This is a genomic window from Hymenobacter fodinae (assembly GCF_004745825.1).
Lineage (GTDB): Bacteria > Bacteroidota > Bacteroidia > Cytophagales > Hymenobacteraceae > Hymenobacter > Hymenobacter fodinae.
Genome location: NZ_SRLA01000003.1, coordinates 690,905 through 711,662, shown reverse-complemented (window position 1 = coordinate 711,662; position 20,758 = coordinate 690,905). Strand labels below are relative to the sequence as shown.

18 protein-coding genes and 1 pseudogene are annotated in these 20,758 nt (G+C 58.8%); 13 read left to right on the top strand and 6 right to left on the bottom strand.

Annotated features, from left to right (window positions below; all coding sequences use genetic code 11):
- Positions 1–23 precede the first annotated feature (23 nt).
- From EU556_RS16820 to egtB, 3 genes are all read right to left on the bottom strand, one after another.
- On the bottom strand, positions 24–1,172 hold the full coding sequence (locus tag EU556_RS16820) for a pyridoxal phosphate-dependent aminotransferase (protein ID WP_210116314.1): 1,149 nt from the start codon (positions 1,170–1,172) through the stop codon (positions 24–26).
- Positions 1,173–1,314: 142 nt separating this feature from the next.
- A complete protein-coding gene (gene egtD, locus EU556_RS16815; protein WP_245327737.1) occupies positions 1,315–2,268 on the bottom strand; it encodes an L-histidine N(alpha)-methyltransferase in 954 nt (317 codons plus the stop codon).
- A 141-nt stretch (positions 2,269–2,409) separates the two neighbouring features.
- Positions 2,410–3,711, bottom strand: coding sequence for an ergothioneine biosynthesis protein EgtB (egtB, locus tag EU556_RS16810; RefSeq protein WP_135435274.1), 1,302 nt, complete (start codon positions 3,709–3,711; stop codon positions 2,410–2,412).
- A 267-nt stretch (positions 3,712–3,978) separates the two neighbouring features.
- Here egtB and EU556_RS16805 point away from each other — a divergent pair, with 267 nt between their 5' ends.
- The 7 genes from EU556_RS16805 to EU556_RS16775 all read left to right on the top strand — a co-directional run bounded on the left by EU556_RS16805 (position 3,979) and on the right by EU556_RS16775 (position 11,952).
- Positions 3,979–4,236 (top strand): KGG domain-containing protein, encoded by a 258-nt coding sequence (locus EU556_RS16805; RefSeq protein ID WP_135435273.1) that lies wholly within the window; start codon positions 3,979–3,981, stop codon positions 4,234–4,236.
- 213 nt (positions 4,237–4,449) lie between these two features.
- Positions 4,450–5,532 carry an o-succinylbenzoate synthase gene (locus tag EU556_RS16800; RefSeq protein WP_135435272.1) on the top strand — a complete coding sequence of 361 codons (1,083 nt, stop codon included), beginning with the start codon at positions 4,450–4,452 and terminating at the stop codon, positions 5,530–5,532.
- Between the two features lie 302 nt (positions 5,533–5,834).
- Positions 5,835–6,950, top strand: coding sequence for an aspartyl protease family protein (locus tag EU556_RS16795; protein WP_167855610.1), 1,116 nt, complete (start codon positions 5,835–5,837; stop codon positions 6,948–6,950).
- A gap of 187 nt (positions 6,951–7,137) precedes the next feature.
- On the top strand, positions 7,138–8,295 hold the full coding sequence (locus EU556_RS16790; RefSeq protein ID WP_245327719.1) for a lysophospholipid acyltransferase family protein: 1,158 nt from the start codon (positions 7,138–7,140) through the stop codon (positions 8,293–8,295).
- A gap of 107 nt (positions 8,296–8,402) precedes the next feature.
- Entirely contained in the window at positions 8,403–9,344 is a 942-nt protein-coding gene (locus tag EU556_RS16785; RefSeq protein ID WP_135435270.1) for an alpha/beta hydrolase, read from the top strand.
- Positions 9,345–9,552: 208 nt separating this feature from the next.
- Positions 9,553–10,095: a phasin family protein gene (locus tag EU556_RS16780; protein WP_135435269.1), complete on the top strand. Its 543-nt coding sequence runs from the start codon at positions 9,553–9,555 to the stop codon at positions 10,093–10,095.
- A 165-nt stretch (positions 10,096–10,260) separates the two neighbouring features.
- The gene (locus EU556_RS16775; RefSeq protein WP_135435268.1) at positions 10,261–11,952 is read left to right on the top strand and encodes an ABC1 kinase family protein; all 1,692 of its coding nucleotides are present in this window, start codon (positions 10,261–10,263) and stop codon (positions 11,950–11,952) included.
- A gap of 27 nt (positions 11,953–11,979) precedes the next feature.
- Here the strand turns inward: EU556_RS16775 and EU556_RS16770 are convergent, their stop codons facing one another.
- Entirely contained in the window at positions 11,980–12,489 is a 510-nt protein-coding gene (locus tag EU556_RS16770; protein ID WP_135435267.1) for a hypothetical protein, read from the bottom strand.
- A 75-nt stretch (positions 12,490–12,564) separates the two neighbouring features.
- Entirely contained in the window at positions 12,565–14,301 is a 1,737-nt protein-coding gene (locus EU556_RS16765) for a phospho-sugar mutase (RefSeq protein ID WP_135435266.1), read from the bottom strand.
- A 164-nt stretch (positions 14,302–14,465) separates the two neighbouring features.
- Here EU556_RS16765 and EU556_RS16760 point away from each other — a divergent pair.
- From EU556_RS16760 to EU556_RS16735, 6 genes and pseudogenes are all read left to right on the top strand, one after another.
- A pseudogene (locus tag EU556_RS16760) lies at positions 14,466–15,211 on the top strand (IS5 family transposase).
- A 420-nt stretch (positions 15,212–15,631) separates the two neighbouring features.
- Positions 15,632–15,772, top strand: coding sequence for a hypothetical protein (locus tag EU556_RS16755; protein ID WP_179225616.1), 141 nt, complete (start codon positions 15,632–15,634; stop codon positions 15,770–15,772).
- Between the two features lie 88 nt (positions 15,773–15,860).
- The gene (locus tag EU556_RS16750; RefSeq protein ID WP_073285409.1) at positions 15,861–16,772 is read left to right on the top strand and encodes a LysR substrate-binding domain-containing protein; all 912 of its coding nucleotides are present in this window, start codon (positions 15,861–15,863) and stop codon (positions 16,770–16,772) included.
- A gap of 283 nt (positions 16,773–17,055) precedes the next feature.
- On the top strand, positions 17,056–18,126 hold the full coding sequence (locus tag EU556_RS16745; RefSeq protein WP_230687945.1) for a YeiH family protein: 1,071 nt from the start codon (positions 17,056–17,058) through the stop codon (positions 18,124–18,126).
- Positions 18,127–18,188: 62 nt separating this feature from the next.
- Positions 18,189–18,851, top strand: a complete 663-nt coding sequence (locus EU556_RS16740) for an MBL fold metallo-hydrolase (RefSeq protein WP_073285406.1) — start codon at positions 18,189–18,191, stop codon at positions 18,849–18,851.
- 11 nt (positions 18,852–18,862) lie between these two features.
- Positions 18,863–19,147: a DUF202 domain-containing protein gene (locus tag EU556_RS16735; protein ID WP_073285404.1), complete on the top strand. Its 285-nt coding sequence runs from the start codon at positions 18,863–18,865 to the stop codon at positions 19,145–19,147.
- A 101-nt stretch (positions 19,148–19,248) separates the two neighbouring features.
- Here EU556_RS16735 and EU556_RS16730 read toward each other — a convergent pair whose 3' ends face one another.
- Positions 19,249–20,721 carry a YVTN family beta-propeller repeat protein gene (locus EU556_RS16730; protein WP_084549015.1) on the bottom strand — a complete coding sequence of 491 codons (1,473 nt, stop codon included), beginning with the start codon at positions 20,719–20,721 and terminating at the stop codon, positions 19,249–19,251.
- Positions 20,722–20,758: the final 37 nt, after the last annotated feature.

Below are 20,758 nucleotides of genomic sequence, written 5' to 3'. Positions count from 1 at the left end.
GGCATTTGGTTCTGGGGCTTCAGCTAGCAGCCTAGGTCACTTGCTAGCTGTCGCGCCTGCAGCACCAGCGCTATCCGGTGCATGGCTTCGCGCAAGGTTTCTTCCGGAACGGCATAGGAGAGCCGCACGAAACCGGGGGGGCCGCAACTGCTGCCGTCAACTACTTGCACGCCCGCTTCCTGGAAACTGGCCACCAGCTCAGCCGCGGCGGCCGCGGCTGGCAGGTGAGGGGTTAGGTACGCCCGAAAATCGGGGAAAGCGTAGTACGTGCCCTCGGGCTGACCATGGGGCACGTGGGGCAGGGCAGCCAGCTCAGCCAACATACGCGCCCGGGTAGGCTGAAGCTGCGCAAGCAACTCAGCGGCAATGGCAGAAGCGGCTTGCGTGGCGGCCAGGGCCGCGAGCTGGTTGGGGGCGGGTACTGCTACGCTGGTAGCAAACTGCCAGGCGGCACAGGCCGCGGCTACTGCCGCCGGAGCTACCAGATAGCCCACGCCCCAGCCAATCAAGGCCAATGACTTTGAGTAGCCATTTACTACCACGTGCCGCTCGTGCGGGTCTTCAAAATCCAGCAACGAGGGCACTGGCTCTGCCCCGAACGTGATGAGGTGGTATATCTCATCCGACACGACGTACAGCTCCGGGAATCGGCGCGTGACGTCCAGCAGGGCCTGCATCTCTTGGCGGGTATATACCCGGCCAGTGGGGTTGTTGGGGTTCGAGAGCAGCAGGATGCGGGTCTGGGGTGTCAGGGCCGCTTCTAGCTGGGCAGGGGTCAGGGCATAATTGCTTTCCGATGAGAGCGGAAGTGGACAAACCCGGCCGCCCGCGCGTGTTATCAGCTCGCCAAAGCCAAACCAATTGGGCGTAGGAAGCAGCACTTCTTCCTGGGGGCGGAGCAGGGTCTTGAACAGCGCAAATAGTGCCGACTTTGCCCCGGGTGTTACCACCACTTGGGTAGCAGTTATGGGCCGTTGGTAGCCTTGGGCCAGCGCTTCACGCAGGGCCGGAAGCCCAGCTGCGTCGCTAACCGGAAGCGTTCCGGAGCTAATGCTGCGAATGGCTGCTTCAGCCGCTACCGCGGGAACTGCGAAATTTCCATAGCCCGAGGCCAAACTGATTTTATCTCGCATTGCTGAAGGAATGAGTTGCGCCGAAATGAGTGGGTGCAAGGTAGGGCCAGAGGGTTGTGGGGTGCAAATACGCGCGCGGTGTGCTAAAGCAAAAGCCCGGCCCCACCCCATGTACTTAGCTAGGCATAGGTACATGGGGTGGGGCCGGGCTACGCGCTACTACTCGAGCTGGAATAACAGCCTAGGTGCTCGGCGTTAGAATAACATCGGAGAACAAGGCCTGCGGATCCGTAAAGAACTCCTGCATAGTGAAGCCCGCGTCGGTAGCCAGCCCTTCAATTAGGGGGCGGGTAAACTTGTAGGAGTTTTCGGTGTGAATCATCTCCCAGGCCGCAAAGTCTACCGTTTCAGAAATAGCTGCCATATGCACTGACTGGGCCTGCGTGCTAACCAAGAAAGAGCGCACCGCCCCCGAAATGGGGTCGTAGTCGGTATAGTGCTGCCAGTGGTCCAGATCGAAGTCGGCTTGCAGCTCTCGGTTGAGGCGGCGTAGGAGATTCAGGTTGAATGCGGCCGTCACGCCCTGGGCATCATCGTAGGCCGCCCTGATCTGCCGCGGATCTTTCTGCAGGTCAAACCCAATCAGCAGCCGGTCGTCGGCAGTGAGGGGCTGACGTAAGCGGCGCAGAAAGGCTTGCCGCTCGGTGGGCAGAAAGTTGCCAATGTTGGAGCCCAGAAACAGAACCGCTTTCCGGCCGGGGCGAGAGGCCATCAGCGTAAGCGCATCGGCGTAATCGGCCACTACTGGCTCCACGGCTAGGCCAGGCAGCTCCGCCTGCAACGCCGCCGAGAGCCCATCCAACGCCGCCGTAGAAATATCCACGGGCACGTACGCAAACTGCGCGCCTTGTTCCAGCAAGTGGCGCAGCAGTATTTTGGTCTTCAGCCCGTCGCCAGCCCCCAGCTCTAGCAGATAAAAGGGCTCACCGGTGGCGGGACGCAGCGTGGCGCAGATAGCAGCGGCATGTTCCGTGAGCAAGCCAAACTCGGTGCGGGTAGGGTAGTATTCGGGCAAGGCCATTATCTCCTGAAACAGCCGGCTACCCTCATCATCGTAGAAATACATCGACGATAACGTTTTGAATGGTTTGCGCAGGCCTCCCCGTACGTGCTCGCCCAAGGAGGAAGTGGGCAAGGTTGGGGAAGCTAGGGGAGGGGACTTTGCGAGTAAAGAGCTCATACATAACTGGCCTAGAGTGGCCATCAGGTGTGGGAGAGAAGAGCTAGGCCAGTGAGAGGCAGCCTAACCCTAAGGTGGCGGGAACTACCAACTGGCCTAGCGGGCCAACCGGATGCCCGTGAACTGCCAGCGCTTATCGGCGTGGAAGAAATTGCGGTACGTGATACGGATGTGGCTTTCCGGGGTAGCGCACGAGCCGCCCCGTAGCACCAGCTGGTTGACCATAAACTTGCCGTTGTATTCGCCCAGCGCCCCTGCTGCCCGGTGGTAGCCGGGGTAAGCGTGGTAGGGAGAGTACGTCCATTCCCAGGCATCGCCGAGCAACTGGTGGCACTGGTTGGGTGAGGCACCAGGGGCAAGCGGTTGCGGATCAAGAAGTCCACTCTCCAGGAAGGTGCCATTAGCAGCCGTAGCGTTAAAGTGCCGGGCGGCAATTTCCCATTCCTGCTCAGTAGGAAGCCGTAGGCCGCGCCACTGTGCATAAGCATCGGCCTCGTAAAAGCTGACGTGCGTCACGGGCGCTGCCATATCTACCGGCACGAGACCATGATGCGTGAACCGGTGCCAGCCCGCATCTAGCTTAACCCAATATAACGGAGCCACCCACTGCTGCTGCTTCACTAGATCCCAGCCTTCTCCCAGCCAATGACGGAAGTCCTGGTAGCCGCCAGCCTCAATAAACTCCAAGTACTCGGCGTTGGTAACCAAGCGGTTCTGCAGCTCAAAATCGGCCACATACACGCTGTGTCGGCCCAATTCATTATCGAAGCAGAAACCTTCTCCTTCAAACCCTATCTGGTGAACTCCTCCGGGCACGGGCAGCCACGTGGCGGGCGGCGCCGTTGCCACCGAAGGGCGGTCCTTTGGGGCGGCTTGGTAGGCTGGTGCTAGGGGGCTAGTGCTCAGGATGTATTTGATATCGGTGGCCAGAAGCTCTTGGTGCTGCTGCTCATGCTGCAGGCCTAGTTCCAGCACTTCGGCAAAAGCGGGCGGTAGCGTATCCTGGAGCGCCAACAACTGCTCCATGTGCTCATCTACATAGGCGCGGTACGTATAAATATCGTTGAGCGGCGGCCGGGAGAGGGTGCCCCGGTCGGCACGGTTTACCCGGGAGCCCAGTGAGTTATAGTACGAGTTAAACAGGAAGGCATAATCTGAGTGAAAAACCTGATAGCCAGGCAAGTATTCGCGTAGTAGGAAGGTTTCCCAAAACCAGGTGGTATGCGCCAAGTGCCACTTAGGGGGGCTAACATCAATTACAGGCTGCACCACCGTGTCTTCGGGAAGCAGGGGTTGGCACAAGGCAACAGACTGATGGCGAATAGCTTGGAAGCGGGCGGCCAGCCCTAAATGGTTGGCTGAGGCAGGGGTGGCAACCAAAGGAGCAGGAGTAGACATAAGGCAGGGGAGTTGGCGTACGCAAGTAACTAGAAACTCAACTATCTGGTTACGAAACTGGGCGAATAGCGGGTAATACGGAGCTGAACAGTGGGCTATTTAAAGTCTAGGTATTACTACCGACAAGCTGATCAGTACAAAGCGGTATTTTACAATGAGTCCGCGGTTTTGTCCAGTATTACTGTCAACTTGAGCGGAGGCAGCTGGGCTAAGCTACTCGGCGCAACCATCCTGAAGCACTCTTCCTTTCCTCTTTTTACCTCTGCTATGACAACCAATTCTGCCGCTGCCGGTCGGGCACGCTCCGCAAAATCCAATTCTGAAAACCCGCCGGCCAAGCGTGCGCGTGGCTTTGCCGCCATGGACCCCGCTCAGCAGCGCCGGATTGCCAGTGAAGGTGGCCGGGCCTCGCACCAGAGTGGCCGTGGGCATCGTTTCACCCCCGAGGAAGCCCGTGCTGCCGGCCGTAAAGGCGGCCAGGCTAGCCGCGGACGGAGCAACCAAGACACGCCTGCGGCTGTCTAACGCGCTACATGCATCAGTAGCCGAGACTTGGTTTTCTGCTACGCGTGCTACCCACAATACGCAGCTTCTATACTTAGGTGTAGAAGCTGCGTTTTTGTTAGGCTAGGCCTATCTATTACGTGGTGCTAGGCGTATAGGAAGGTTTCGCTCCTTCAGCAAACAATTGAGGCCGTCCGTGTTTGTAATGGCCCGGTCTTTCTTAGCTCTATCCGCATGTTGCAACTGAGTACTTCCCACCGCGCACTCCGTTTTAACTTTCCGGCTCGCACATCGCGCGGAGCCCTCACCGAGCATGTGGCCTATTACCTGCATCTGCACGACAGTACCCGGCCCGAGGTGATAGGCCTAGGCGAAGCAGCCCCACTGGCTGGCCTCAGCCCAGACCACCGGCCCGACTTTGAGGCTACACTGGAAGGGTTTTGCCGCGAGTTCAACCGCCGTCAACTCCGCGACCTGTTACCAGAGGAAGCCGCCGCGCTCATAGGCCTAGAGTGGCCCGCGCTGCGCTTCGCGCTGGAAACGGCCACGCTAGACCTGCTCCACGGTGGCCGCCGCTGCCTCTACAACAATGCCTTTAGTCGGGGGGAAGCGGGTATTCCAATTAATGGTCTGGTTTGGATGGGTGATGCTGCCTTCATGCGGCAGCAAATCGAAAAAAAGCTCTCCGAAGGATACGCCTGCCTGAAGCTGAAGATTGGCAGCCTAGATTTTGAAACGGAACTGCAGTTGTTGCGCGAAATTCGGGCGGTGGCCGGCTCCGAGCGCCTTACGCTACGGGTTGATGCCAATGGCGCTTTCACTCCCGTTGAGGCGCTTGGCAAGCTAGAGCGCTTGGCAGAATTCGACCTGCACTCCATTGAGCAGCCCATTAAAGCGGGACAGTGGCAAGCTATGGCGGAACTATGCCGGCAGGCTGCCGTGCCGGTGGCGCTGGATGAAGAACTGATTGGGGTGACCGATGCGCAGCAGCAAGAGGCGCTGTTAGATCAGATTCGGCCCGCTTACATCATCCTCAAGCCTACGCTAGTAGGTGGCCTACACGCTACTCTCGATTGGCAGAAAGCAGCCGAGCAGCGCGGTATTGCTTCCTGGCTAACCTCGGCCCTGGAGTCGAACGTAGGGCTAAACGCCATAAGTCAGTTCGCTGGCTCCTACGCACAGGCCGGTTTCCCGCAAGGCTTAGGCACGGGGCAGCTATACCACAACAATGTGGCAGCCCCGCTGCACATTGCCGGCGGCGAGCTGCATTACACCCCAGATGGCACCTGGGAGCCGCTGGTAGTTGAGGCCCAGTAGCGGTGCCGAACTATTGACTTAAAAAATAGCACTTCTGAGCTAGATGAGCAGAAAATAGCCAGACGAGAGGGGAGCAGTAAGTGCTTTTTTTGAGTAACTTACCCAGCTTGCACATCTTCCCTATGCCGTTACGCTCTGTGGTTATATGGCTATTCTGGGGCCGCATACGAGCGGGCTGGCTACGCCTGTCACTTCTACTGGCATGCTGCCTGTGCAGCGGGGTGCAGCGCCCGGCCCTTGCCCAGCCCGGACCTTTTAGCTTGGTTGCCACCCAGGAGAAAAAAGTAAGAATACCGGTTTTCATGCAGCGGAACCTCGTGATTATTCCGCTCCGCCTCAACGGGCAAGGTCCATTCAATTTTCTGCTTGATACCGGCATTAATACCTCTCTGATTACTGATGCCAGCCTCCGCCAGCAACTGCGTCTGCGCCCCAAACAGCGTTTTCTGGTTTCGGGAGCAGGGGAGGAAGAACCCCTGGAAGCTTTCTTGGTAGACAGCGTGCAAGTTGAGCTGAAAAATATTGCGTGTCCGGCCCTGTCCCTGCTCCTGCTGTCGAATGACGTTCTTAATCTGTCGGGGTACGTGGGCATGCCAATTCACGGCCTGTTGGGGGCCGACATCTTCCGCAGTTTTGTGGTAGAAATCAACCCAGTTGAGCAGGAAGTGGTGTTCCATCAGCCGGAAGACTATCGCGCCCCGCGAGGGCGACGCTGGGCACAGATTCCACTCGACATGGAAGGCAACAAAACCTACGTTACATTGCCGGTCACGCTCAACGACTCTCTTACGCTGCCCCTGAAACTGGTGCTTGATACTGGTGCGGGACATGCGCTTTCGTTGGAAACAACTTCAGATAAGCAGCTGAAGCTACCCGCGCAGCACTTGCGCACCCAACTCGGCCGGGGCCTTAATGGCTACATCAATGGTTATCTGGGCCGTGTGACGGAGTTGCGCTTGGGGCGCTACCGGGTACCGTCTTTGCTCACGTCCTTCCCCGATGCGGCAGATGTAGCACAGCGCGCCGATGTATTTCGCAATGGTAACCTGGGGTTTGAGCTGCTGAAGCGCTTTATGATAGTTATTGACTACACGCACAACCGCCTGCTATTGCGCCCCAACAGTACCTTCCGACAGCCCTTCGAGCACGATATGAGCGGCTTCGACCTGGTGGCCGCCGGACCCGAACTGCGTCGTTACGTCATCGGCAAAATTCAGCCTGAGTCGCCGGCCGCCCTGGCGGGGCTGCAGACGAATGATGAGCTCGTTTCTATCAACCTGATTCCGACGGCAGAGCTAAGCCTGACCCAAATTAGCAACCTCTTTCGGTCTTACCACAATCGATTGCTGTTGTTGGTGATACGGCGCCCTTCGGGTGAGCTCTACACTACTGCTCTGCGGTTGCAGCGTCAGATTTAAAGCCGCTTACCGCTGCGAAGCCACGTATTGCGTAAGTCAAAGAATGCCGGGGGTGGCCTAGGCTAGGGTGCTGTGGGCTTGTCTGCAGCGGGCATGGCGCAGGCGTATGGCGCCGTAGCTCATGTGGCCGCTTCACCCGCAAATTACCTACATTAGAAGTTCCGCACCTCTCTACCTCGCCCGCCCAATGCCCACGGCTTCTCCGCCCACCGCGCTGCCCCAGCCGACCCCCGCCATTCTGGCAAACCAGCACATTTACTCCGATTATTTCGACGAGGATTTTGTGGAAACGCTGGATCGGAACATCCTGCAGTTGCTGGATCGGGTGTGGTTTCGGTCGCGGCTGGTAGGCTTTGATAATTTTCCGCAGCGCAACAACCCGGCGCGGCCACTACTGTTTGCCTCCAACCATTCGGGCATGGCCTTCCCCTGGGACGCCATTGTGGCTCTCTCGCACATGTGGCGCCGCCTGCCCGACCTACGCAACCTGCCTAGGCCACTCTCGGCACCGATGCTCTCGCAGTCGGTGCTAATGAACCCTTTTTTGGTCAAGAACTTCTGGAAGAAAAGCGGCTGCGTGGATGCTACCACGCTCAACTTCGAAACCATGATGTTCTACAACGACCATAACCTGATGCTGTATCCCGAGGGCGTGCCGGGCATAGGCAAGGGGTTTAATCGTAAGTACAAACTGCAGCGGCTGGCCACTAGCATCGTGCGCCTGGGTATTCAGCACCGCACCGACATCGTGCCTTTTTACACCATCAATGGCGAGTACCTCAACCCTTACACCTACAGTTGGGAATGGGTGAACCGCTTAAGCAAGAAGATTGGGATACCCTTCATCCCGATGGGGCCTATTTTGCTGATGGTGCTGCTGCAGCCCTGGTTTTTCTATATGGCCTACCCGGCCAAGCTCACCTTTGTGCTGGGTACTCGCATCAAGCCCTACGAACTCACAGAAAAGCCCTTAGAGAGTCTCACCCGCCCCGATTACGAAGCCTTGGCGGAGCAGGTACGGCAGCGGATGCAGACCGAGCTTGATGCCGCTGTAAAAGAGCATGGGCAGCACCCGTACCGCTGGCGGGAGCTATGGCAGCGCATGAAAGAAAACCGCCGCTTCTTTCCGTTCTTCCTGCCCTGGGCTTGGCCGGCCCTGTTTCAGGAATTCGAGCGCCAATACGTGCGCAACGGCCGCCGCGACTTCGACTTGGACTTGCGCAGCCCCGGCGCCTACTGGCGAATGATTTGGCGCAATCCCTTCACCCTCACCTTTTTTATTCCCGTATTAGGATGGATTCCTATTGCTATTCGGGGATACCGCGGCCATAAGCTGGGGAAATAACTGAACTGGTAACTCAGAGCCGAGGCCCGGCAACTGCAACGACCGATTTTACGGCCGTTGCTGAGGCCTTGGGTTCTCCAGGGTCTGTTTCTTACTTGTTGCTCTTCATGCCTTCCACCCAGCATCTTCTATTAAAACAACTCCTTACCGCTGCCACTGGCCCGCTGGCTAAGTATCGGCCTCGGCTGGCCACTATGCGCTTTGCTGCTGAAGTATTGTCGTTGGGCCAGCTTATGCCCTGGAACGTGTTTTTGACGGACGTAACTATTGAGGGCATGGCGGCCGAGTGGGTGCGCCCCGCCGGAGCCCCGGCCGAGCGGGTGCTGCTTTACCTGCATGGCGGCGGCTACGTGCTGGGCTCCCTTAACACCCACCGTAGCTTGGTGGGCACGCTGGCCCAGCGCTGCCAACTCAATGCGCTAGCCATCAACTACCGCAAAGCCCCCGAATATCCCTTTCCCGCCGCCCTCGACGATGCCCTCCTGGCCTACCATTGGCTGCTGAAGCAGGGCTACCTCCCCCAGAATATCATCGTGGCCGGCGACTCTGCCGGTGGTGGCCTAGCTCTGGCCTTGCTGCTGGCGCTGCGGGAAGAAGGGCAGCCTATGCCCGCCGCTGCCGTAGGCCTCTCCCCCTGGACGGATTTGGTGCTGCCGGGCCCGCTGCTACGGCGTGTGGCCTACGAGGAAAGCCAAGTGCTCGAGGCTCTTGAAATCAGTAACTGGGGCGCCATGTACGCCGACCACCTGCCACTTACCCACCCGCTGGTGTCGCCGGTAAATGCCGAGCTGCACGGGCTGCCCCCGCTACTAATCCAGATATCCGACTCAGAAGTACTAGGCGACGACGTAATGCGCTTTGCTACCAAAGCCCAGGCGGCGGGCGTGCCGCTTACCCTGCAAGTGTTTCAGGGGCTGGTACACTGGTGGCACTTGTTTTGGCGCTTTGTGCCCGAAGCCCGTCAGGCCCTCAATCAGGTGGCGGCTTTCTCGCGGCAGGTGTGGCAAAACCAGGATACCCTAAGCAGGAACCAGTCTGCGGCAGCCTAAACATCGGCTAGGCCACTTCACCAAACAGCAGATAAGATCTTGATTCAGACAAAAATGGCGCAAAAGAAAAAGTTAACTCGCACGTTCCACTATATAGCGGCCATTTTGTAGGTTTGCTTGAAATAGTAGGCTTGCATACTACTTCGGGCCGCTGCCAGCCACCGCTTGTTTCTCATCCTTTTCCCACCTTTTCTAACTATTCCCTCTTATGGAAGACCTGTTTAAGAAATTCATTAACGCCGGCGTAGGTTTGGTTTCGCTTACCAACGACCGGGTGCAGAAAACAATCGACGCGCTGGTTAAGGAAAGCAAGCTGTCGGAGCAGGAGGGAGCCCGGATTATGGATGACCTGAGGAAGAACACCGACACCAAGCGCCAGGAAATGGAGAAGCAGTTCCAAGGGCTGGCTTCGCGCCTCATGAAAAGCGCCGGTATTGCCACCAACGCTGATGTGGAGGAATTAAAGCGCACGGTAAAGGGCGGCGGCACTAAAACGTCGTCATCCTCAACCTCTCCCGCGGCGGCCAAGGTCAGCTCCACCTCGGTAAAAGGCACCACTACTGCCGCCAAAACGGCCGCAGCTGTAAAAGCATCCAACACCAAAGCGGGCAACACCACGGCCAAGTCCTCGAAGTCAGCTGCTGGCAAAGCAGGGGGTGAGAGCAAAGAGACGAAGGCAAATAAAACGGCGGCCAAGAAGGCCATTTCCCCGAACGATAACACCTCGAGCAGCGGCAGCGAGCTGTCGTAGGCCCCTAGGATACTACCCCAAAACCCCGTTTACATCCAGTAAACGGGGTTTTGTGTTTACTCCTCCTCCCAAAAATTGCACAAGAAGCGCCGCTAGCCTATCAAGACTAATTGCCTTGCTTACTGAGTAGCGGGAGGTCCGGGTTTTATTCCGATTTTGCAGAGCATGTTTAAAAACACGATTTCCAACCTCGCGCGCATCCGGCAGGTAGCGGAGGTGCTTATTCGCTACGGCTTTGAGGATGTAGTTACCAGCACGGCACTACGGCGGCTGGTACCTAAAAGCCGACGTAAGTCGTGGCAGGAGGGGGAATACCCAGTGTTTGAAACCACGCGCTGGCAACGCATCCGGATGATCATTGAGGAGCTCGGGCCCACGTTTATCAAGCTGGCCCAAGCGCTAAGCAACCGCGCCGACTTACTCCCGCAACCCCTCATTGATGAATTTGAGAAGCTGCAGAGCAACGTACCGCCTTTTCCGGTGGCGCAGGCCCGCCGCATCATTGAGCAGGAATTAGGCCAGCCGTTGGAGGAAGTATTTCTGGAATTTGATGAGGAAACGCTGGGCTCGGCCAGCATCGGGCAGGTACACCGCGCCCGCCTCATGACGGGGGAGGAGGTAGTAGTGAAAGTACAGCGCCCCGACGTGCAGGAGAAAGTGCGCACCGACCTCAGCCTGCTGCGCGAACTCGTAAGCCTAACGGCGCCCTTCCTGCGCAAGCAGGGCCTGGCCAACCCACAGGACATCGTGGATGCCTTCGAGCGGAGCATGACCAAGGAGCTCGATTACACCTCCGAGGCCCGTAGCATGGAGCAGTTCCGCAAGCTATACGAGGCCTACGAAACCTTCTACATCCCTAAGCCTTACCGCGAAATCAGCACCAGCAAAATCCTGGTGATTGAGTTTGTAAGCGGCTGCAAAATCACCGACAAGACCCAACTGCTGGACTGGGGCCTGAGTCCGGAGAAGGTCGCGGAAACCGGCATGGACATCTACCTGACCCAGATTTTTGAGTTTGGAGCCTTCCACGCCGATCCGCACCCCGGCAACGTACTAGTGCGCCCCGATGGCACCATAGTCCTTATTGATTTTGGAATGGTCGGCCGCCTCACTAAGCAGCAGAAGTATGCTTTTGCCGGGGTGTTTATTGGAATGGCACGGCAAGATGCGCGCAGCATGGCCCTGAACTTCCGTCGCTTGGCTCTGACGTCTGAGATACCCGATATGCGGGCCTTCGAGAGCGACCTGGCTCAACTCATTGACGACTTTGCCAGCCTCGACGTGAAGGAGATGAGCATGTCGGATTTGGCCGATGCGCTGCAGGGCATTATTTACCGCTACAAGCTGCAGGTGCCCGGCGCGGTATTCCTGATTCTGCGGGCCCTCGTAATTCTTGAAGGCATTGGTAAAGTGCTGCACCCCAGCTTCAATACCTTCGACTTCGTACGGCCTTACGGCGCCCGCATCATCGCGGAGCAGTATTCGCCTGAAAACGTGCTGAGTGAAGCCCAATATACCGGTGCCCAACTGCTGGCCCTGCTGCAAACTCTACCCACCGACCTGCGCCAGATCATGCGCAAAATCTCGCGCGGTGACCTACGCGTGCGCGTAGAGCTAAGTGGCTACCAATTACTGCTTCGCAAAGCCGACCAGCTAGTAAGCCGCTCGATTCTGGCGGCTATTTCAGTGGCCATGATTGTGTTTGCCGGCCTGAGCCTGCTAGGCCACTACCCACCGGGCCAGATGCGCTACTTCCGCGGCCTGCCGTTGGTTACGTGGTATAGTTTAGGCATTGCCGCCTTTCTGCTTCTGATTTTGTTTATCCTAGGGACCAAGGATGAACGACGCCGGGAATAGCAAATTCAAGCTCTTCTTACTGTAGGCCTAAAAGTGGTCATAAAGCTTTACCTCTACGGAAAGTGCATCAGCTAGAAAGCGAGCTAGCTTTAAGGCAGAATCGTACTTCTGGAATTTGTGCAGTATGACTCCTTCCGTCGAATTTAAGATGGAGAACATGACTAAATAACGCTGGTCTTTATCTATACGCATACGGCCTGGTCTGCCAAACGTGACCAAGTCCGAAAAGTACTTCATCGTAATATGTTGGACTGCCGGAATGGTTTCCCAGTCACCCATTCTGATGCCAAGTGATGAGGTAAACAATCGGTAGTGACGAGATGTAAGGTCCAGTTCAATGCCTTTATTAGTCGTAATTGCAAATACAGCAATAGCTAAGCTTATGACACCAAAAACGTAGAGGCTATGATATAGTAAGGCAACCCCTGCTACTGTGTAGAAAGCAGCTTTTACAATATTGGGGCCTTCAATTACTAGTGTTGATGTACCTAGTTGTGGTTTAGAGACACCATTTGTAAGAGTAGAAATCTTATACACGTAGCTTTAGTTATACAAGAACAGCCCAGCCTTCACAATAGGCTGGGCTGTGCAAAGAACACAAGTAGTTCCTGATTACTTTAGCTGCATATCGTCGATAATGCGCTGGATTTTCTCGCCGGCCAGCCGGTCAGCTAACTCAAAATCTACTTCTGAGGCCAAGGGTTGGCGCACGCTGAAGTAGAACTTGATTTTGGGCTCGGTGCCGCTGGGGCGGGCCGATATTTTGCTGCCGTCTTCTAGGATAAACTGAAGCACGTTGCTGCTCTCTAGGCCAGTCTCCGATTCTAGGCCAGTGCGCAGGTCCCGGATCTTGCCGGTTTTGTAGTCGCGTAACTCAACTACGAGCAGGCCAGCAATGGTAGCTGGCGGGTTGGCACGTAGGTCGCGCATCATTTCCTGAATTTCCTCGGCGCCGCGCTGGCCTTTCTTGGTCAGCGAAATCAGGTGCTCTTTGTAGAAGCCGTACTTCACGTACATGTGCACCATTTCTTGGTACAGCGTGTGGCCATTGTTCTTGGCTACGGCTGCCATTTCGGCCAGCATTACGCAAGCGGAAATAGCGTCTTTGTCGCGCACGAAAGAGCCAATCATGTAGCCGTAGCTTTCCTCGCCGCCTCCAATGTAGTTAGCTTGCCCTTCCAGGTCGCGGATGATGCCGGCAATGTATTTAAAGCCCGTCAGGGTCTGGTAGGCCGTTACGCCATTGGCGCGGGCAATATCACCGAGCACGTCGCTGGTAACAATGGTGTACACAATGAAGTCCGTCTCCGTCATTTTGCCGGCGGCCTTACGGGCCGAGAGCAAATAGTGAGTGAGCAGGGCGGCGGTTTGGTTGCCGTTCACCAGTACCCACTCACCGTGCGTGTTTTTTACGGCAATACCTACACGGTCGGCGTCGGGGTCAGTGGCAATAACAAGGTCGGCATCCAGGGCTTTGGCCTGATCCAGCGCCATCTGCATGGCTACTTTTTCCTCGGGGTTCGGCGACTGTACCGTGGGGAAGTTGCCGTCGGGGGTGGCCTGGGCCTCTACGATGTGCACATTGGTGAAGCCCAATTGTGCCAGTGCCTTCGGCACCAGCGTAATACCCGTGCCGTGCAGCGGCGTGTACACAATCTTCAGGTCGTGCTGGCGCTGAATGGCTTCGGGATTGATGCTCAGCTCCTTCACCTTGGCAAGGTATGCGGCATCAAGATCAGCCCCAATCAGGTGAATGCGCGACTCATCGGCCTGGAACTTCACCTCCGCCACGGAGTGAATGGCGTTTACCTTCTCAATAATGTTCTTGTCGTGGGGAGCTACTACCTGGGCGCCATCGTTCCAGTACACCTTGAAGCCGTTGTACTCCTTGGGGTTGTGCGAAGCAGTTACTACGCAGCCGCTCTGGCAACCCAACTGGCGAATAGCAAACGACAGCTCAGGGGTAGGACGCAGCGCCTCAAACAAGTACACCGTGATGCCGTTGGCCGAGAAGATACCAGCCGCAATGCGAGCAAACTCCTGGCTGTTATTGCGCGAGTCGTGGGCAATGGCCACTTTAATTTCCTGGCCCGGAAACTCCTGCAGCAGGTAATTGCAGAGCCCTTGCGTGGCCATACCGAGGGTGTAGCGGTTCATGCGGTTTGAGCCCGCGCCCATGATGCCGCGTAGTCCACCCGTCCCAAATTCCAGATTCCGGTAGAATGCGTCGTTCAGGAAGTCCTCCTGATTTTGGGCTACCATCTCGCGGATTTCAGCGTGAGTGGTCGCATCGTAGCTGTCGGTCAGCCAGTTATTGATCTTCTGTTGGATTTCGGAGGTAAGCGCCATAACAGGTGGTTGAAAGAATAGGGTTCTGAGAACGGGAGTAAAGAAAAGAGGTTTTTATTGGATGCGTAAAAGACGAGTTTAAATTATGTTTATATTATATACTCGTCGAGGATTATTAGGAGTGGCCTAGAGTCTGTGGACAGCGTGGGCCGTAGTTTTGCCCCATGCGCCGTCACGAATTAACCGAACGCGAATGGAAAGTAGTCGAGCCCCACACGTTGGGGCGTCTGGGTACGGGTCGCGACAACCGCCTGTTTGTCAACGCCGTGCTGTACAGAGTACGTACCGGGGTGGCTTGGCGCGACTTGCCAGAACGATTTGGGCCGTGGAACACGGCGGCGCGGCGCTTCCGCCGCTGGGCGCAGGCGGGCGTGTGGGAGGCCCTGTTTCAGGCCGTGCAGGAGCCGGATTACGCCTGGGTGCTCATCGATTCGACCACGGCCAAGGCCCACAAAGCGGCGGCCGGCCAAAAAAAAGCACGCCCGCAGCCGAAGCGCTAGGCCGCTCACGCGGCGGCTTCTGCACCAAAGTGCACGCGGTGGTGGACGCGCTGGGTAACGGCCTGCACCTGGTCCTGACGCCGGGCCAAGCGGCCGACAGCCCCCAACTGCCTGTCTTGCTGGCCGCGCTGCCCGAGTCGCCCGGCGCGGTAGTGGCCGACAAAGCCTACGACACCAACGCCGTGTTGGACACGCTGGCCCAGCAGCAGGCAGAAGCCGTCATCCCCCCCAAAGCGACCCGGCTGGACCAACGCGGCTACGACGACAACCTCTACGCCGACCGCAACAAGGTCGAACGGTTCTTTGGCCGGCTCAAAGAAGCCCGAGGTTTTGCCACCCGCTACGAGAAAACCGCCTCCTCCTTTTTAGCCGTGGCCCACCTGCTCGCCGCACTCGACTGGATGCGCTAGATGTCCACACAGCCTAGAACGGACGTTGGGCAGTAAGCTGTGCTAATGCTGCTGCGTCAGCGTCACGCTCTGGTTACCCTATACCTGCTTACTACACTCATTTGGTTGGCCGTAACTTGAGCCGTTGCTGGTACTGCGCCAGCGTACGCCGTACCTCGCCGACGGAGTGTAGACCATTGAGGGAGAGATAAGGAGTTTGGTCTGGATGGTAAGGGAGGCGGCCGGCACGGCTCCGCCCGGCGCACCGAAACACCTGTGTCTGCCACTCCGAAATGCGTCCGACCAATTTCTCGCCTACTTCGTGTCTATCAACCTGCTGCACCTCGGCGTAAACCAGCGCCTTGGGAAGGTAGTATCCGCTTCGTCAGGCTTTCGCTGGGCCTCGCCTCGCTGTACTATATCGGCCTCTGAAAAGCCGAAGTGCCTGCCCCATTCGATTCCAACTCCATTCTTGCCACCGTCATCATCGGCCCCGACGGCCAGGTGGTCACCTGCCACGACGGCATGGCCGCGTACTACACCCCCGAGTTCAAGGCCGCGCTGGAGAAGCTGGTTCGGTAAGCGGCGTTGGCAGGGTGGGCGGATGAGTGCCCGAAATGAGCGGGGAGGGTCCGCCCCGAGGTTATAGCAAACTGCCTACCTTGCCGCCATGTCCGATTTTCGTCTGCGCGTATTTGCCACCGTGGCCCGGCATCTGAGCTTTACCAAGGCCGGGCAGGAGCTGTTTGTGAGCCAGCCGGCCGTCACCAAGCACATTCGTGAGCTGGAAGCCCAGTACGGCCAGCGCCTGTTGGAGCGGCGCGGCAACCGCGTGAGCCTCACCGAGGCCGGCCGCCTGCTGCACGCCCACGCCGATGCCGCCGCCGCCGCCCAGCAGCAGCTCGAAGACCAGCTCCTGGCCCTGCGTGACCCCGAAGAGGCCGCCGGCCGCCTGCGCCTGGGGGCCAGCACCACCTTGGCCCAGTACGTGCTGCCGGGGTTGCTGCCCGCCTTTCAGGCCCGCTACCCGCAGGTGCAGCTCTCGTTCCTGAACGCCAATTCCGAGCGCATTGCCGATGCCCTACTACGCGGCGAGCTGGATTTGGGCTTTGTAGAAGGCCGCACCAAAAGCCACGACCTGCACTACGAGCCGTTGCTGCCCGACGAGTTGGTGGCCGTGCGCCGCGTCGCGCCCGGTTCCCCGCTCGCCACGCCGCTGTCCTTGGCCGAGGCCCTGGCCCACCCGCTGGTGTTGCGCGAGCGGGGCTCGGGCACGCTGGAAATTCTCGAATTTGCTCTGCGGGCGCAGCACATTAAGCTCAGCAGCCTTTCCGTAGCCCTTTACCTGGACAATACGGAAGCCATCAAGCGCTACCTCGAAGCCGCGCCGGCGGCCCTGGGATTCGTGTCGCGCCGGGCCCTGGACCGCGAGCTGGCGGCTGGACTGCTCGAAATCGTGCCCATCAAAGGGCTGCACCTGGCCCGGCAGTTCGAGGCACTCTGGGTGCAGGGACAGGTGCTGGCCCGGCCGGCCCAGCGGTTTCTGAGCTTCGTGCAGGGGCAATTCAAGGGGGCCAAATAAAGGCTGGCGATGCCGGATAACCATTCGGTGTCAGCTGGCAGCGGCTGTACTTATACAGCAGGAGGTGAACCGGGTGGTTCGTCCAACGGCAGATTGGCGATGGCACAGGTCTGCCGGTGCCGTAACAACTGCTGCCACGGCCATCCGGGCGGCTCAAGACTGGCGGGAATGCAAAAATCAGCTATTCTATAAATAACTTTTGGTTATGCAGGATAACACGATTGGATAATCCTTTGCGTAGGGGTCGCCGTATATTTGCCTCAGAAACAACCCCCTCCCGCTCATGGCACTCCCGGTTCATTCCGCAACTCCGCAAGCCCCTGATTCGCCGCTCGCTCCCGCTCCGGCGCAGGAACCGGCCGCTCCTGAATTCAACGAAACCACCGGCTTCTTCCGCCACCTGCACACGCCCCGCGTGCTGTTCGGGCAGGATTTCACCCTGAAGCAGGTGGTGTTCGTGCTGTTCTTCGTGTTCTGCCTCACGCCCTGGGCCTCGCCGCCCATTGCCCTGGCCCTGGGCTTGGTGCTGGCCCAGACCATCGGCAACCCCTTCACTACCCAAACCAAAAAGGCCACGGCCAAGCTGCTGCAGTTCTCGGTTATCGGGCTGGGCTTCGGCATGAACGCCCACGCGGCGGTGCAGGCCGGCAAGGAGGGCATCCTGTTCACGGTGGTGTCCATCTTCGGCACGCTGCTGCTGGGCCTGGTGGTGGGCCGGTGGTTGGGGCTGGGCCGGCACGTGGTGCATCTGATTTCGTGCGGCACCGCCATTTGCGGCGGCTCGGCCATCGCGGCCATCGGGCCGGTGCTGCGGGCCAAGGACGAGGAGATGTCGGTGGCCCTGGGCACGGTGTTCGTGCTCAACGCGCTGGCCCTGTTTGCCTTCCCGCCCATCGGCCACGCGCTGGCCATGACTCAGAACCAGTTCGGCCTTTGGTGCGCCATTGCCATCCACGACACCAGTTCGGTGGTGGGCGCGGCGGCCGCCTACGGCAATAAAGCCCTGGAAGTAGCCACCACCGTGAAGCTGGCCCGGGCCCTGTGGATTATCCCGATTTCCATTGGCACGGCCATGATTTTCAAGCAGAAGGGCGTCAAGGTGAAAATTCCCTATTTCATCTTCGGCTTCATCGCCGCCATGCTGCTCAACACCTTCGTGCCCGCCGCCAAGCCCCTGGGCCCGGTGATGGTGAACCTGGCCAAAATCGGCCTCACGGTGACGCTGTTTTTCATCGGCGCGGGCCTGTCGGCCAAGGTGGTGCGCTCGGTGGGCATCAAGCCCTACGTGCTGGGCATCCTGCTCTGGTTGGTGATTTCGACTGGCTCGCTCTACGTGATTCTGCACACGGTATAGCGCAAAGCGCACGGAGGAAGTTGGACTACCGAAGCAGCTAGAACAACCTCATTTTCAATGCCATGCGCATCACCAAATACATTCATTCCTGTTTGCTGTTCGAACTCGACGGCCAACAGATTCTTTTCGACCCGGGCAAGTTTTCCTTCATCGAAGGCTTGGTGCACCCCGAGGTTTTCAAAGACGTATCGGTCATCATCATCACCCACAACCACCCCGACCACCTCGACGTGGCGGCGCTTCAGAAAATCGTGGCCCTGCGTCAGGTCATTATCATCTCTAACCGCGAGGTGGCAACCGAACTGAAAGCGCACGGCCTCACGGTGCAAATCCACGAGGAAGGTCGCCTAGACTTGGGCGTGTTTCAGCTGCTGGCCCTTCCGGTGCAGCACGAGGCCATTCTCGACAGCCCCTTGCCGCAAATGACCGCCTGGCTGGTGAATGGCAAGGTGCTAAATCCCGCCGACTCTTTTGCTAACAATTTGTTGCCCTTCGCGGGGGTGGAAATGCTCCTGCTGCCCGTCACCGCGCCTTTTCTCACGGAGCTGGTGGTGGCCGATTTCGCCCTGAAAATGCGTCCCAGGCAAATTTTGCCCGTACACGACGGCTACCTCAAGCCCTTCTTCATCCAGCAGCGCTACGAGAACTACGGGCCGTATTTTGAGAAGCACGGCATCGTGTTTCACCGGCTGGCCGAACCGGGCGATGCCATTACCCTCCCGTAGCCTACTCCCTTATGCCGCTACCCCCCCCCACCAACCCACTCGCCCTCTCGGACCGGCTGGCCCTGCAACGGACCCGGCTGGCCAATGAGCGCACTTTGCTCACCTACGTGCGCACCAGCCTGGCGCTGGTGGGCTTCGGGCTGGCGCTCCTTCAGTTTCACCCCGAGCGGGGCGGCCGGTTGGGTTACTCCGCGCTGGCGGTGGCGGGGCTGGTGCTGACGGTCGGGCTGCTGCGCTTTCGGGCCCATTGCCGGGAATTGGCGGCCTGCCAGCTAGCAAGCGGCGAAGGTAGTTGAGCAACAAAAAACCCCGGTGCTACCCGAAGCAAAAGCGTTTGCGCCCCTAAAAAAGCCCCTGATGCGACATGCACCAGGGGCCTTCTTGGTCAGCAGCCGGCTTACGGCTGCGTGAGCGTGACCGCGCCGGCCGGGTTTTTGTCGCCGAGCACCACCACGGCGAACCGGCCTGCCAGCCGCAGCCGAATCTGGTAGTAGGCGTTGACTTCGACTGCGCCACCATCATCGGTTTTGAAGGAAATGACCGGCTCCGGGGCCACCAATGCGGTTTTGCTGTCCGACAGGTACAGGGTGTAGGTGGTGTTGGCGGCCAGCTGCTTGAGGGCCAGTACCATTTCGTCGAGGTCTTCGGTGGGGCGGATGGTGGCCCCGCCGCCCACGCCGGGCACCGGCTGCGTACCCACGGGCACCAGGCGGATGTTCACCGGCGTCACCGGCGTGAAGGCTTCCAGCCCACTGGCGCCGGGGCTGCCACCGCCGGCTTTCACCACGTAGAGCAGGGCCTGCGGGGCCTGGCCGCTGCCGGTTTCGGTGAGCTTGGTGTTGGTTTTGGTGTCGATGCTGACCAGCGCGTCGCCGTTTTCCAGGCCCACGTAGAGCTTGCTGCCGTCGCCGTTGGGCCACACACCGTGCGGGTTGGCCCCCACCGGGATAGTGGCCAGCAGCTGGCGCTGGCGCGAATACACCTTCACCGCGTTTTCGCCGCCCACGGTTACGTAAGCGAAGTCGCCGGCGCTGGCCCCGCTGAAGCGGGTGCCGCCGCCGGGGCCGGCCATGTTCACATGGTTGGTGCCGGGGCCGGTGTCAATCACGCCTTCCACGGCGTAGGTCTGGGCGTTCACCACGGTCACCTTGCCCACGTCTTTGTGGGTCATCCAGACCTGCTGGCCGTCCTCGGTCACCACCAGGTTGGGCGAGAACTTGCTCACCACCGGCACCCGGGCAATGACCTCGCGCTTCTTCACATCAATTACGTCGAGCGTAGCGGTTTCGGAGTGGTCCACGAAGGCCACTTTGCCATCGGGCCGGAACACGACCATGCTCGGCTCGTGCTCGGTGGCAATGTTTTTCACCACCTGCATTTTCTCCACGTCAATCACCGTCACGTAATCCTTGCCGCGCACCGCCACCCAGAACTGTCTGCCGTCGGGCGTGAAAAAGCCCTCGTGGGGGTTGCGGTCCACGTATACCTTGCCCTTGACGGTGTTGGTGGCTAGGTCGATAAAAATCACCGCGTTGGTGAGGGTGGCAATCACGCCCAGCGTCTTGCCATCGGGCGACACCCCCAGCCCGTGCACGTTGGACTCCATGTCGTAGAGCGGGCTCAGAAACTCGGGCCGGCCCTTGCCCAAGCGAATCACGCCCAGCAGCCGGTTGGTGCTCGGGTCGTGCACCGACACCGTGTTCGATGACTGGTCGGCCAGGTACACCCGGTCGGCGGCGCTGGCTGCGATGGGGCCGGGGTCGGGCGGAATGACCATGTCGGGCTCGGTTTCCTCGCTGTTCTTTTTCGAGCAGGCCCCGAGCAACAGCGTGGCTGCCAGGGCCCAGGTGGATAAGGTAGTGATGCGCATGGAGGGATGAAATGCTGGTTTTGCCGCCCAGTCTAAG

Bases quoted from the DNA above. Each gene is read 5' to 3' on its own strand.
- EU556_RS16780 (WP_135435269.1), top strand. From the start codon at position 9,553: ATGGAAGACCTGTTTAAGAAATTCATTAACGCCGGCGTAGGTTTGGTT.
- EU556_RS16765 (WP_135435266.1), bottom strand. From the start codon at position 14,301: ATGGCGCTTACCTCCGAAATCCAACAGAAGATCAATAACTGGCTGACC.
- EU556_RS16790 (WP_245327719.1), top strand. From the start codon at position 7,138: ATGCCCACGGCTTCTCCGCCCACCGCGCTGCCCCAGCCGACCCCCGCC.
- EU556_RS16785 (WP_135435270.1), top strand. From the start codon at position 8,403: ATGCCTTCCACCCAGCATCTTCTATTAAAACAACTCCTTACCGCTGCC.
- EU556_RS16800 (WP_135435272.1), top strand. From the start codon at position 4,450: ATGTTGCAACTGAGTACTTCCCACCGCGCACTCCGTTTTAACTTTCCG.
- egtB (WP_135435274.1), bottom strand. From the start codon at position 3,711: ATGTCTACTCCTGCTCCTTTGGTTGCCACCCCTGCCTCAGCCAACCAT.
- EU556_RS16735 (WP_073285404.1), top strand. From the start codon at position 18,863: ATGCCGCTACCCCCCCCCACCAACCCACTCGCCCTCTCGGACCGGCTG.
- EU556_RS16730 (WP_084549015.1), bottom strand. From the start codon at position 20,721: ATGCGCATCACTACCTTATCCACCTGGGCCCTGGCAGCCACGCTGTTG.
- EU556_RS16775 (WP_135435268.1), top strand. From the start codon at position 10,261: ATGTTTAAAAACACGATTTCCAACCTCGCGCGCATCCGGCAGGTAGCG.
- EU556_RS16805 (WP_135435273.1), top strand. From the start codon at position 3,979: ATGACAACCAATTCTGCCGCTGCCGGTCGGGCACGCTCCGCAAAATCC.
- EU556_RS16750 (WP_073285409.1), top strand. From the start codon at position 15,861: ATGTCCGATTTTCGTCTGCGCGTATTTGCCACCGTGGCCCGGCATCTG.
- EU556_RS16795 (WP_167855610.1), top strand. From the start codon at position 5,835: ATGCAGCGGAACCTCGTGATTATTCCGCTCCGCCTCAACGGGCAAGGT.
- EU556_RS16745 (WP_230687945.1), top strand. From the start codon at position 17,056: ATGGCACTCCCGGTTCATTCCGCAACTCCGCAAGCCCCTGATTCGCCG.
- EU556_RS16740 (WP_073285406.1), top strand. From the start codon at position 18,189: ATGCGCATCACCAAATACATTCATTCCTGTTTGCTGTTCGAACTCGAC.